The organism is Sphaerospermopsis reniformis, from assembly GCF_005402885.1.
Lineage (GTDB): Bacteria > Cyanobacteriota > Cyanobacteriia > Cyanobacteriales > Nostocaceae > Sphaerospermopsis > Sphaerospermopsis kisseleviana.
In genome coordinates this window covers 1-12,178 of record NZ_BJCE01000165.1, presented here as the reverse complement: position 1 = coordinate 12,178, position 12,178 = coordinate 1, and the positions used below count along the sequence as shown (strand labels likewise).

Genomic DNA, 12,178 nt, shown 5'->3' with positions numbered 1-12,178 from the left:
GTGTCTGGAGATCGGACGTGTGTTCTTCGAGTCTTGGGAATGGTGCATGGGGACTAGGGACTGGTGACTGGTTACTGGTGACTGGGGACTGGTGACTGGGGAATGGTGACTGGGGACTGGTGACTGGGGACTGGTGACTGGTGACTGGTGACTGGTGACTGGGGACTGGGGACTGGGGACTGGTGACTGGTGACTGGTGACTGGGTAAGAATTTTCCCAATCACCAATTACCAATTACCAATTACCAATTACCAATTATCAATTACCAATTACCAATTACCAATTACCAAACCTAAACTAAAAATTTTTTTAATTATGCGTCAGATGGTAAAATCATGCTATACTCATAGATGTGTGTTTGTCCAAATGCTAAAAATAGGTTGCTCAAGCTACAATCATAACAGAGAGTTAAGCTTAAAGCCTACTTAAACAGAAGACAAATCTAACACAACAAGCGCCTTTGGCCGATTGGGGAGGCAACGAACTCATAATTCGTCTTCAGGCTGGTTCGATTCCAGCAGGGCGCATTTAATTAAAACCTATACATAATAAGCTTTTTGGATTTGGTGAGTAGTTACTTAACTACCTAATTTCCGTTAATTGCCACTTTTTTACTCTCCTTAGCTATTCCCTGTGCAGCAACAATGGGGCGTGATATTTTACTTAGGATTATGATTAAGTAATTATCGTTAACTTAATATCATAATATCATACCATGCAACCAACATCCAAAACAGGCGTAACATTCATTACTACTGGAACTATCACAGGTGCGGGTATTTCCTCCACAGTGGGAGGGATGGGAATAGCAGGAAGCTTTGGAGCAGTGGGAATAGGTGCAACTTCTGTTACTGCTGCGGGTGCAGTTGTAGGTGCTGCTCTATACGGTGTATTTACAGGTATAACCACAGGTGATAAAGCTGCTGTTAACACAATGGGAATAGGTGCTATTGGTGGTTTTGGTTTTTCGCAAATTGTTGGTAGTATAGGATTTGTCGCGCCTAAAATTGGTTTAGCTTATGGTATTGGTGCTGCATCAATGACGGGAATAGGTGCGGTTTTTGGACTTGCTGCTTATGGTGTTTTTAAAGTATTAGATAATTCAGAATTTAAAGAAACTCCCATGCAAGTTTTTGAACGCATGGAAACAAAAGTTTTGGAAATGGATTATTACAATGCGGCATTAATAGAGTTAGATTTATTCTTATCCGGTGATGATATTAATCAAAAATTTGCAGATTTAGAAATTGAGGAAGAGTTAGAAAAACTCAAGGATAAAATAAATAATCAGCAAAATGAACAACCTCATCAAGTTGAAAATAAAACTGTATTATTGAATAACCAATTACCCGAAAACTGGCAATGTGTAAAAACACTAAAAGGACATTTTGCCAAGGTTAACGCAGTAGCTATTCATCCTGATTCTAATACTTTAATTAGTGGCAGTGATGATAAACAAGTTATTTTTTGGGACTTAAAAACAGGAAAATGTTTATATAATTTTGTAGGACAAGCTGAAGCAATTTTATCTGTTGCTATTAGTCCGGATGGTAAAGAGATAATTAGCGGTAGTGTAGACAGAAAAATCAGTAGTTGGCAATTAGACACTAAAAAATTTAACCGGACTTTTTATTATTTAAATAATACTTACAGTCATAATGGTTTTGTGAGTGTAGTTGCTTACAGTGCAGATAACAGAATTATTGTTAGTGGAAGTACAGATAAAAAAATTATTATTTGGGGACGTTATACCGGAGAATATAAACGCATTTTAAATGGACATACAGCAGCAGTTTTAGCTATTGCTATTAGTCCTGATAGTAAAACTTTATTTAGTGGAAGTGCTGATAAAAATATTAGAATTTGGAATTTACAAACTGGTGAACAGAAGTTTATTCTTACTGAACATTTAGCAGATGTAAATACATTAGCTATTACTCCCGATGGTAAAACCTTGATTAGTGGAAGTAGTGATAAAACTATTAAAGTTTGGAATTTAGACACAGGAGAATTACACCGTACTTTTACTAAACATTCCACAGAGGTTTTAGCTATTGCTATTCATCCAGATGGTAAAACTATTGCTAGTAGTAGTCAAGACGGAATTATCAAACTTTGGAATTTACAAACTGGGGAAATTTTAGAAAATCTTTCTGGGTTTAGTCCTTTGATATTTTCACCCAATGGTAAAATGCTTGTCAGTGGTGGTAAAGGTGGAACAATCAAAATTTGGCAACTGTTAAAAAATCGGGAAGATGTAACTTTAACTGGGGAATGGTGGGAAATTTTAGGAGTTGATGAAAATGCTCATGGTGAAGATGTAAAAATTGCCTACCGAAAATTAGCGAGATTATATCATCCTGATATTAACAATACGGATACTGCTAAAGCTGCAATGCAAGTAATTAATCAAGCTTATCAACATTTTCAGAGGCTTGTTAATGTTAACAGGGGTTGATTAATCTGATTTAAAAATTCAAGGGTAATATAGGGTAATATGTAGTTAATGTGACAGAATTTACGAAAAATAGCAGCATGAAATATTATGATTCATGTCTGGTAGATTTTTGGTGAATTTAGCAGCATGAGCTAGTTATTTGTGATTTGGTTTGATGATTGGGTTATAATGTCGAAATTTTCCAGAAAATTGACATTTTAAATTTTTTAATGATCTATATTGCATATTGCGAAAAAACGTTATAAATTGTTAAGTTAAAGGGGAATAATTTAACCAGCAGTTGCAAACAGTCAATCATTGTCAAGTAAATATACTGTAAGGGGTTGAAACTTCATTATTACGATCCTAAAACAGCATGGGGGGTATGTTTTTGTTTGTAAAAGCACTATCCTAGATTTTCTTATGGGATAATGCGGAATCTCAAAATATATCTTGTATATTTTGCTGTAATTTTTCTGATGAATATTTTTTGTATTGTTTGATGTGAATAGCTAGAACACCGATTCATTAATCGTCAGGGAGAAGGGAAAAAGTGTGCATTTTTTGGGATTTCAAGAGATGGCAAAGAAATTTTCAAATCTTCTCCTGACTCCTGACTCCTATGCCCTCACGGAAAGACTTTCTCAGCAACCCCTAATTATGACCTAATTAATTTGCTGATAATCAGTAATTGTAACTGATTTTGTTTGAGGATTGCTACTAATGATTGTTATTTGCTATTGCTCAAGTTATATGCTGCTGAACATAGCAAATACTCATGAGAAATAAAGCCGCATTCACCACAAATTCACTATCTTAATGGAGTTATTCTGGCGATGCAACTAAATGAATTAACCACAAGGGAAACCACAAGTGAAACTACAAGTAAAACTACAAGTGAAACTATAGAAAAAGAGGCGTGGCAGGCACTAGAAAATTCAATACTTTACTATCAAGGTCGTCCTGTTGGTACTTTAGCGGCTTATGATCCATCCGTAGAAGCATTGAATTATGACCAATGTTTCATTAGAGATTTTGTTTCTTCAGCGTTGATTTTTCTGATTAAAGGCAAAACAAATATTGTTAAAAACTTCCTGGAAGAAACGTTAAAGTTACAGCCTAAAGAAAAGGCGTTGGATGCTTATAAACCGGGTAGGGGTTTAATTCCAGCCAGCTTTAAAGTTGTGACTATTAATGGGGAAGAACATTTAGAAGCTGATTTTGGAGAACACGCGATCGCTAGAGTCACACCTGTTGATTCTTGTTTATGGTGGTTGATTTTATTACGTGCCTATGTAGTCGCTACTAATGATTATACTCTAGCTTATCAACCGGAATTTCAAACAGGTATCCGGTTAATTATGGAAATCTGTTTGGCAAATCGTTTTGATATGTACCCCACTCTATTAGTTCCTGATGGTGCGTGTATGATTGATAGACGCATGGGAATTTATGGACATCCTTTAGAAATTCAAGTGCTATTTTTTGCGGCTTTGCGTGTAGCCCGTGAGTTATTAATTTGTCAAGGTAATCAAGATATTGTTGAAGCAATTGATAATAGATTACCTTTGTTATGTGGACATATTCGCAAACACTACTGGATAGATCTGAATCGTTTGAATGCCATTTATCGCTTTAAAAGTGAAGAATATGGGAAAACAGCGGTGAATTTATTTAATATTTATGCTGATTCCTTACCTTACTATGAACTAGATAAATGGCTACCGAAAAAAGGCGGTTATTTTGCTGGTAATGTCGGACCATCTCAATTAGATACTCGCTTTTTTACCCTGGGAAATTTAATGGCTGTAATTTGTGATTTATCCACAGAAGAACAGTCACAAGCAATTATGAATTTAATTGAAAAAAGATGGGATGATTTGGTAGGAGATATGCCGATGAAAATCTGTTTCCCAGCTTTAGAGAATGAAGAATATAGAGTGGTGACAGGATGCGATCCGAAAAATATACCTTGGTCCTATCATAATGCCGGAAGTTGGCCTGTTTTAATGTGGATGTTAGCCGCAGCAGCAGTGAAAACTAATAAAACTGGTATGGCTAGAAAAGCAATAGAAATTGCTAAAGCGCGATTGAGTGAAGATGAATGGCCAGAATATTATGATGGTAAAAAAGGTAGATTAATTGGTAAACAAGCACGGAAATATCAAACTTGGACAATAGCAGGATATTTATTAGGGAAAGAACTCATAGATAATCCTGATTTCTTGCCATTAGTTAGTTTTGATAAATTACCCCCAGAAACAATTTCTAGGGCTTGTGAATTTGAAGTGGGTAGTATAGATTCTTTTATGAATTTATAAATAGTAGGGTGGGTTAGCGTCTGTGTTACCCACCTTTATTTGTAGATCCCCCTAAATCCCCAAAAAGGGGACTTTGATTAATTTCCCCCCTTAATAAGCTCACAGGGGTAGGTTTTTAATATTATCTGTTGAGGCAGGACTAGGAAGACAAGGAAGGCTTGTCCTGAGCGTAGTCGAAGGGATGGACAAGGAAGATTTTATACGGACAATGGTTTTTTGACGGACTATTTTTGTGACTAAGAATACAGACTTTGTACTGTTTTCCTCCCTTGTCACCTTGTCCACCTTGTCCACCAAGTCTTGCCCTGACGACAATGTAAAATACCTACCCTTGTGAGAAGGGGGGATCTCGATTAATTTGGATACTTCTGAGATATCCTTTCAGCCATTGGCAGAAATTATCATGATATAAACTGTAAACAGAAACATTAGATTTAATTTCTACATTTAAAAACTCAAACCAAGCTTCTAAAATTTCCTCTACATCAAATTCATCAGCATCTAATAAATTAGCAATATCTGTCACTGATATGGGTTGTGTTTGTTCGGCTAAAACTTGCAAAACAGCTAGGGGTAAATCTTGATTTTCCCAATCTAGCATTTTGGCTAAATGTTGTTGATAGTAGGTTTCTAATGCTGGTGGGAATGATGTTTGTATTTGTTGGGTTTGGGTATAGAAACCGTCAGTAATAGCGGTTAAGATTGCGCTGATGTATTTAAAGTTATTGGCGTTTTCGTTGATTTTGTGGGTATTTAACCAAGATTTTAGATCCCCCCCAACCCCCGTTAAAAAGGGGGGAGAATTTAGGGTTGTTTGAATATAATTTTGTATATCTTGTTTATTTTCCTGTGGATAATCTGCTAAATTCAAACTTTGTACCGGTGCTTCAATTAATAAACCAGAATTACTTGATAAAAACGGACGACGGGTAAGGAGAAAATACACTCCTTGGGGGAGGTAGCGGGGAAGATAAAAAATATTTGTTCCTGGTGGTTGTAAGTTGCGGTTGATGCAGTTTAACCCGTCAATGGCAATAATTAATTTTTGGTTTGTTTGATGTAATTGATTTGTCTGTAATAAATTATCGCTGATTTGTTGTAGTAACAATGATAAAAACCAACTTCCTTCTGTAGCGTTATCCGGTAAATTTGGCAGGGATAGATTTTGAAACTTGGCGATAATTTGACAACATATATATATTAAAAATTCCGCAGCGTGATTTTTCCCCTCTAACTCCGCGTTGTAATAAATCACTTGGTAATTTTTGGGAGGATTTTCCTGAACATATTTAGCAATTATGGCACTTTTACCGCTACCCGGTGGTCCGATAATTGTGAAATAACCCCGGTTATAGCGGTTCAGAAAATTATTAATCTCAGTAAAAACAAACTCACGACCGATAAAATTCGTGCTTTTGGTGTTAATAACTGCCGTGAATTGTTGCTGAGTATCCAGGTAATTATTAACCGTTGGTGGTCTGGGGGTGGAGTTCATAAATTTATTCTCCCTCATTTTCCAACTTTAGAAAATGCACCATTCCCCCAACGTCACCCGCGACAATTGTTAACGTATCTGTGAATTTAGTAGGGGGTGCAACCGCACAGGAAAGAAAGTCACTGTCACCTGTGAAAGTAGCTATTTCTTCCCCGGTCTGTAAATTCCACACCTTGACAGTATTGTCAGATGAACCAGAAATCACCCGTTGATTGTCTGCTGTCACTGCAACTGCGTTTACCCTATCACTATGACCTTCAAGGGTGAACAGTTCTTCCCCGGTCTGTAAATTCCACACCTTGACAGTATTGTCCCAAGAACCAGAAATCACCCGTTGATTGTCTGCTGTCACTGCAACTGCGTATACCGAACTACTATGACCTTCAAGGGTGAACTGTTCTTCCCCGGTCTGTAAATTCCACACCTTGACAGTATTGTCATCAGAACCAGAAATCACCCGTTGATTGTCTGCTGTCACTGCTACTGCGTTTACCGAACGACTATGACCTGAGAGAGTGCGGAGTAAGCTTCCTCCTGCTTGGGTGAGACTGGGAGTGAGGGGACGCAACCAAGGGTGAGGGTGGTTTGTTTGTGCTTGGTTTAATAGGGTTTGAATTTCTGGGGTGTGGATAGCTTGTAACCTTCCCCATAATTGACTGGGTAATTGTTGTTTATCTTGGGTGACTATGTGTGCAGACAGTCGCAAAGCACTTTGAATATATTTTAAGGTTTTGGTTTGGTCTGGGTGGGTTTTGGTTTGGGTATCATCCAGTAAATCATAATCTTCTATTAATGCTTGGATGCCAAATTCAGGATGATTGATTTTGGTGGATATGAATTGATAATTTGTGAGGGTTTGGAAATATTTTTCATACTGACCAGAATTAACCAAACTATAAGGATATCTAGCCAGACGAATTTTTTGTTTATGTAATTTTTGGGCAGAGGATTTTTTTTCAATTTGTTTCATTGTCATCCTCATCCTGTTCTAAATAATCCGCAATGCGCTGATTTACTTCTTTAAATAACTTGCGGGTTGCTTGTAGTTCTCTTTTTGCTTTCAAGAAATCTAAGAAACTAGCATGATAGATACTGTAACAAATATCTCCATCTATATTTGATGTTCTTAAATATTCAATCCATTCATCTAAAACATCCTGTACAACATATTCATCTTGATGGAGAATATTAAAAATCATCTCACAGGGAATTGGTGTGGCAATTTCCACTAAGGTAAACAGAATCATTACTTTCATTTCTTTAGATGAATCATTCATTTTCATCCTGTCCCAATGAGTTTGATAATAATGCTGTAACCCTTGTGGTAATTGGTTTAAATTAAAATCATTATATTTACCCTCTGCTATTGCTGGTAACACATAGCGCAAATACATAAAATTATTTTCGCTCTTGTCTGCTAACTTCTGCACAAAATCATCAGGGGTGATTTTTCTGTTGGATATCCAATTTTGTAAGCCATTTTTATGTTCTGGGTAATTTTCTAAACAAAAGCGAATATATTCTTGAATATCCTTTGCGTTTTCTGCATCATACTTTTTGTCAGTCAAATCTAATTCTTCTTGTGTTACACCTTCTGTATAAAGTCGTTTTTTACTAGGTTCATAGCGTCGTCGTGTCAGCAAGAAGTAAACATTATCTGGTAGGGTTTTGGGTAAATATAAAATATTTTTTGCTCCTGGTTTTTGGTCTACTTCATCCAGTGCATCCACGACAATGATTAATTTTTCATTCTCGCTTAGTTTTTCTGTTACTTTTACCAGTAATGTTGATAAATCAGCGTTTTCAACATTTGTGATTTGATAGCGGTTAATTAGTTGTTTACGAATGCTTTCCAGGAATAATTCAGGACGGTTACGACCATCTACCAAGACGTTAAAATAGCAGATTGCGTTATTTTCAGAAACGTATTTTGCAGCGATGGTACTTTTGCCCATTCCCGCATCACCGATAACTGTAAAATAGCCTTTTTTATTGGTGTTGGTGAAGTTTTGAAAGGCAGCAAATACAAATCCGCGACCGCAGAAGGATTGGGTTTTCTCGGTAATTAGTGATTGAAATTCTGGTTGATATTCATATTTTTTATTATCTGAATATATTAATTTATTGACTTGTTGATCACGTACAACTTCCTCTGGTGTCCTAGTGCGTTTAGCTACGCTGATAAAAACTTGACAAAATTCCTCAAATTCTTGACGAATGTTAATATTGTTTGATTTTAGCTCTCGTATTTTATCTCCCAAGATATTCCACTCTAGAAAATGTTCTACTTCTTGGGGAAAAATCAAGGGATGATCAGAATTAAAATTTTTCCAAAAAGCTTGTTGAATTTGTTGTTCTCTAAAAAGTTCTAGAACCAACTCAGGTTTACCCACTCCATACTCAACTAAAGCATAATTGTAAACGCTAACAGCATCTTTTGGCGGTTGTAACGGTTCAAAACCTAATTCCTTTTTAATTTTGATCACAATTTCACTTCGTTCTGCTGACTGGATAGCTAGGGGAGCAGCACTAGAAGCAATTCTAACGATCGCACTAATTACTGAGTTAATGTCCATTTTAGCGATAATATGGCAGAAATTCACACCTACACTCTATCTTAACAGTAGATGACGAGATTTAGCTTACACAGGGTAATCATAAATAAAGCGATCGCTCATTCGTTGTCTTAAAAAACAGAACTTACACAAAATCTCCTCAAACCCTATTTTTTCTGTGTCGCGCTAGTTGCTACAAGTCGGGAAACCGCCCAATGAACTGGTTTCTCTGTGTCTCTGTGGTTCGTTTCTATCAAACTTCAAAAAATCTGTTTTCAACTCCTTGGGCTGATCCTGACAGCTATAATGACTACTCTGAGTCAAATTCTCATTACCTTCCATGTCTAACCCCCGTCAAGTTGCATTTACCGCCCTCAAAGAAGTACACAAAGGAGCTTATACTGATGTCGCCCTCGACCGTGTATTACAAAAGTATCAATTACCGGACAATGACCGTCGGTTAATGACAGAATTAGTCTATGGTAGTGTGAGAAGACAACGCACTTTAGACGCTATTATTAATCAACTTGGTACTAAAAAATCTCACCAACAACCACCAGACCTGCGGACAATTTTACATCTGGGTTTATATCAACTTCGTTATCAGGAAAAAATCCCCGCTTCCGCTGCTGTCCACACCACGGTAGAACTAGCAAAAACCAATGGGTTTTCTGGTTTGACGGGTTTTGTGAATGGGTTTTTACGGCAATATTTACGACTTGCAGAAACTTCATCAGAACCTTTAAAATTACCAGAAAATCCTGTAGAAAGATTAGGAATTTTATATAGTTTCCCCAATTGGATCATTGAAGTTTGGTTAAAACAATTGAGTTTTGAGGAAACAGAAAAACTCTGTCAATGGATGAATCAAACCCCGACTATTGATTTAAGAGTTAATATTCTTAAAAGTGACTTAGAACAAGTAGAATTAACTTTTAAAGATGCTGGTATTTTAGTCAGAAAAATTCCCTATTTACCCCAAGGTTTAAGATTAATTAGTAGTACGGGTGCAATTCAAAATTTACCCGGTTTTCAAGATGGTTGGTGGTGTGTACAAGATAGTAGCGCCCAGTTAGTAGGTCATTTGCTTGATCCCCAACCCGGTGAGGTGATCATTGATGTTTGTGCAGCACCAGGGGGAAAAACTACCCATATTGCAGAGTTAATGGGGGATGAGGGTAAAATTTACGCTTGTGATAAAACTGCTTCTCGTTTACGCAAACTTACTGAAAATGCCAAACGTCTGAATTTACAATCTATCGAAATCTGCACGGGGGATAGTCGCACTTTTACCCAATTTCATAACATCGCTGACCGTGTATTATTAGATGCTCCTTGTTCCGGTTTGGGAACTATGCACCGTCACGCTGATGCGCGTTGGCGACAAACTCCCGCATCTGTCCATGAATTAGCCGAAATCCAACAAGAGTTAATATCACATACTGCAAATTTTGTCAAGCCTGGAGGGATTTTAGTTTATGCTACTTGTACATTACACCCAGAGGAAAATGAAGAAGTAATTACAAACTTTTTAGAAAAAAATTCCCATTGGCAAATTGAACATCCTAGCTTTGATTTTGTTGATGTTTCTCCCTCTGGGTGGTTGAAGGTATGGCCTCATGAACAAGATATGGATGGTTTTTTCATGGTGCGTTTAAGAAAAACCAAGGATTCCGAGTGAATACTGCTAGGGATTGTACCATTTGATGAAAGACCGAATCTACTGGAGGAGGCAACAATGGTTAGTAATTCTCATGTTAAAAATCTAGTTAAAATTCTGATTGGAGCAGCTTGGATTGATGGTAGAATCCAGCCGGAGGAAAGACAATATCTGCGGGAAATAGCTCAAGCTAAGGGTTTAGCTACTGACCCAGAGATTAAGCCTTGGCTGTATGAATTAGTACCAGTTAAACCAAATCAATGTTATGAATGGGTGAGAGAATATTTGGGCGATCGCCCCAGTTTACAAGAATGTGAAACTCTGATTGAAGCTATCAGTGGATTGATTTACAGTGATGGTGAAGTAGCCATTGAAGAAGCTAAACTACTGACTAGATTGGAGGAGTTGAGTAAATCTCATGATTCTACTCAACCAATTTACAACCCACTGTTAAAACAAATTCAAAAGCTTTACCGCCGCTGGGTGGATGTGCAGAATTAGGGACTAGGGACTGGGGACTGGTGACTGGGCATTGAGCATTGGGCATTGGGCATTGGGTTATTAACTTCGCCCTGCTCCCTGCTCCCTGCTCCCTGCTCCCTGCTCCCTGCCTCCTATGACTCTTTATCCACCTTGGGAACAAAATCAGGACGTTCTTTGCTTTCCCAACCTGCGGGACGTTTGGAGTTGTACCAAGCGATTGAACCGATAGTAACGGCAGCAATAAAACCAACTACATACACTAAAGTAAAAGCTAATGGAAAATGATTACCTGCTGCTGCGGGTGCTGCTGTTTCCAGTAATAATGTCATGACTATATTATCCTATTGTTTGTAACACTTCTTTACAAAGTATAAAACGAGTTGACCATCTACATCTGCCACTGGGGGAAATATTACTCACCAGGGGAGGAAGAAGAAGAACCTGGTTTCAGGCGTTCTCTCCAAGAAGGTTTGGATGGGGAAGATCCAGAGGAATTATTGTTTACAGGAGGAGCAGAATTTGAATCTTGGCTGCGGTTTCGTCTTCTAGAACGAGATGATTCTGCACCAGAATTGTTCCCTGATTGAGAATCAAAGCGCCTCCGTCTTCTGGAAGTGGACTCTTCTTGTTGTCGGTAACGTCGTCTACGTCTTGAAGTGTAGTTTGATTGCTGTTCTACTTCAGAATAAGAGCTTCTGCGTCTGCGTCTGCGTCTGGTTGATGAATCACCATCATCCTGATCTGATTGTTGATTATTAGATGCAATGGAAGTATTAACAATTTTTTTCGGTTTGATCGGTTGAGCTTTGATCGTACCTTTGCGATTTTCTAATTTGGGACGTGCAGGAAACTTTTCTACTGGCATTCCTTCAACGGCTTTTTCCATAAATTCATGCCAGGTATAAGCGGCGCTGGTGCTGCTACCATTGGTAGGGCGGTTATTATCATTACCTAGCCAAACTCCTGCCACTACTTGGGGAATATAGCCAATAAACCATAAATCACGGGCTTCATCTGATGTTCCTGTTTTCCCTGCTACCTGTCTATCATTTAATTGGGCAGCAGCACCAGTACCGCTTCTGACTACGTTGCGTAACATCCAAGTCATGATGGCGGCGCTATCGGCATCTAAAGCCCGTTGAGGTTGGACATCAGCAGACCAGATCACATCACCCTGACGGTTGAGGATGCGACGAATTCCATGCGCTTCTGTATGTAAACCTTGGG

At 38.0% G+C, this 12,178-nt stretch carries 9 protein-coding genes, 1 tRNA gene and 1 pseudogene; 5 read left to right on the top strand and 6 right to left on the bottom strand.

The window, feature by feature from the left end; all coding sequences use genetic code 11:
- Nucleotides 1-220, bottom strand: a pseudogene (locus FFR48_RS19455) (hypothetical protein); the annotation flags it as partial.
- Between the two features lie 234 nt (nt 221-454).
- On the opposite strand from FFR48_RS19455, the gene FFR48_RS19450 reads away from it, so the two are divergent.
- The 3 genes from FFR48_RS19450 (at nt 455) to FFR48_RS19440 (ending at nt 4,758) form a co-directional block, all read left to right on the top strand.
- Nucleotides 455-527, top strand: a tRNA-Ile gene (locus FFR48_RS19450).
- Nucleotides 528-715: 188 nt separating this feature from the next.
- Nucleotides 716-2,458 carry a DnaJ domain-containing protein gene (locus FFR48_RS19445; protein ID WP_137668513.1) on the top strand — a complete coding sequence of 581 codons (1,743 nt, stop codon included), beginning with the start codon at nt 716-718 and terminating at the stop codon, nt 2,456-2,458.
- Nucleotides 2,459-3,273: 815 nt separating this feature from the next.
- Nucleotides 3,274-4,758 carry a glycoside hydrolase 100 family protein gene (locus FFR48_RS19440; RefSeq protein WP_228051960.1) on the top strand — a complete coding sequence of 495 codons (1,485 nt, stop codon included), beginning with the start codon at nt 3,274-3,276 and terminating at the stop codon, nt 4,756-4,758.
- A gap of 325 nt (nt 4,759-5,083) precedes the next feature.
- Here the strand turns inward: FFR48_RS19440 and FFR48_RS19435 are convergent, their stop codons facing one another.
- The 3 genes from FFR48_RS19435 to FFR48_RS29045 are packed head-to-tail and all read right to left on the bottom strand — an operon-like array spanning nt 5,084 to nt 8,829.
- Entirely contained in the window at nt 5,084-6,253 is a 1,170-nt protein-coding gene (locus tag FFR48_RS19435) for an ATP-binding protein (RefSeq protein WP_137668512.1), read from the bottom strand.
- Between the two features lie 4 nt (nt 6,254-6,257).
- On the bottom strand, nt 6,258-7,223 hold the full coding sequence (locus FFR48_RS19430) for a WD40 repeat domain-containing protein (RefSeq protein ID WP_137668511.1): 966 nt from the start codon (nt 7,221-7,223) through the stop codon (nt 6,258-6,260).
- Nucleotides 7,210-8,829: a P-loop domain-containing protein gene (locus FFR48_RS29045; RefSeq protein WP_201277650.1), complete on the bottom strand. Its 1,620-nt coding sequence runs from the start codon at nt 8,827-8,829 to the stop codon at nt 7,210-7,212. Before FFR48_RS29045 ends, FFR48_RS19430 begins: the two co-directional genes overlap by 14 nt.
- A 319-nt stretch (nt 8,830-9,148) precedes the next feature.
- Here FFR48_RS29045 and FFR48_RS19420 point away from each other — a divergent pair, with 319 nt between their 5' ends.
- The gene (locus FFR48_RS19420) at nt 9,149-10,489 is read left to right on the top strand and encodes a 16S rRNA (cytosine(967)-C(5))-methyltransferase (protein ID WP_137668510.1); all 1,341 of its coding nucleotides are present in this window, start codon (nt 9,149-9,151) and stop codon (nt 10,487-10,489) included.
- 57 nt (nt 10,490-10,546) lie between these two features.
- Nucleotides 10,547-10,969 (top strand): tellurite resistance TerB family protein, encoded by a 423-nt coding sequence (locus FFR48_RS19415; protein WP_096565705.1) that lies wholly within the window; start codon nt 10,547-10,549, stop codon nt 10,967-10,969.
- Nucleotides 10,970-11,082: 113 nt separating this feature from the next.
- Here FFR48_RS19415 and psb35 read toward each other — a convergent pair whose 3' ends face one another.
- On the bottom strand, nt 11,083-11,280 hold the full coding sequence (psb35, locus tag FFR48_RS19410) for a photosystem II assembly protein Psb35 (RefSeq protein ID WP_096565707.1): 198 nt from the start codon (nt 11,278-11,280) through the stop codon (nt 11,083-11,085).
- An 83-nt stretch (nt 11,281-11,363) separates the two neighbouring features.
- Nucleotides 11,364-12,178, bottom strand: an 815-nt coding sequence (locus FFR48_RS19405; protein ID WP_268932451.1) for a penicillin-binding transpeptidase domain-containing protein, incomplete at its 5' end; no start/stop codon positions are given.

Coding starts and splice junctions, on each gene's coding strand:
- FFR48_RS19445 (WP_137668513.1), top strand. CDS start 716: ATGCAACCAACATCCAAAACAGGCGTAACATTCATTACTACTGGAACT.
- FFR48_RS19440 (WP_228051960.1), top strand. CDS start 3,274: ATGCAACTAAATGAATTAACCACAAGGGAAACCACAAGTGAAACTACA.
- FFR48_RS19435 (WP_137668512.1), bottom strand. CDS start 6,253: ATGAACTCCACCCCCAGACCACCAACGGTTAATAATTACCTGGATACT.
- FFR48_RS19430 (WP_137668511.1), bottom strand. CDS start 7,223: ATGAAACAAATTGAAAAAAAATCCTCTGCCCAAAAATTACATAAACAA.
- FFR48_RS29045 (WP_201277650.1), bottom strand. CDS start 8,829: ATGGACATTAACTCAGTAATTAGTGCGATCGTTAGAATTGCTTCTAGT.
- FFR48_RS19420 (WP_137668510.1), top strand. CDS start 9,149: ATGTCTAACCCCCGTCAAGTTGCATTTACCGCCCTCAAAGAAGTACAC.
- FFR48_RS19415 (WP_096565705.1), top strand. CDS start 10,547: ATGGTTAGTAATTCTCATGTTAAAAATCTAGTTAAAATTCTGATTGGA.
- psb35 (WP_096565707.1), bottom strand. CDS start 11,280: ATGACATTATTACTGGAAACAGCAGCACCCGCAGCAGCAGGTAATCAT.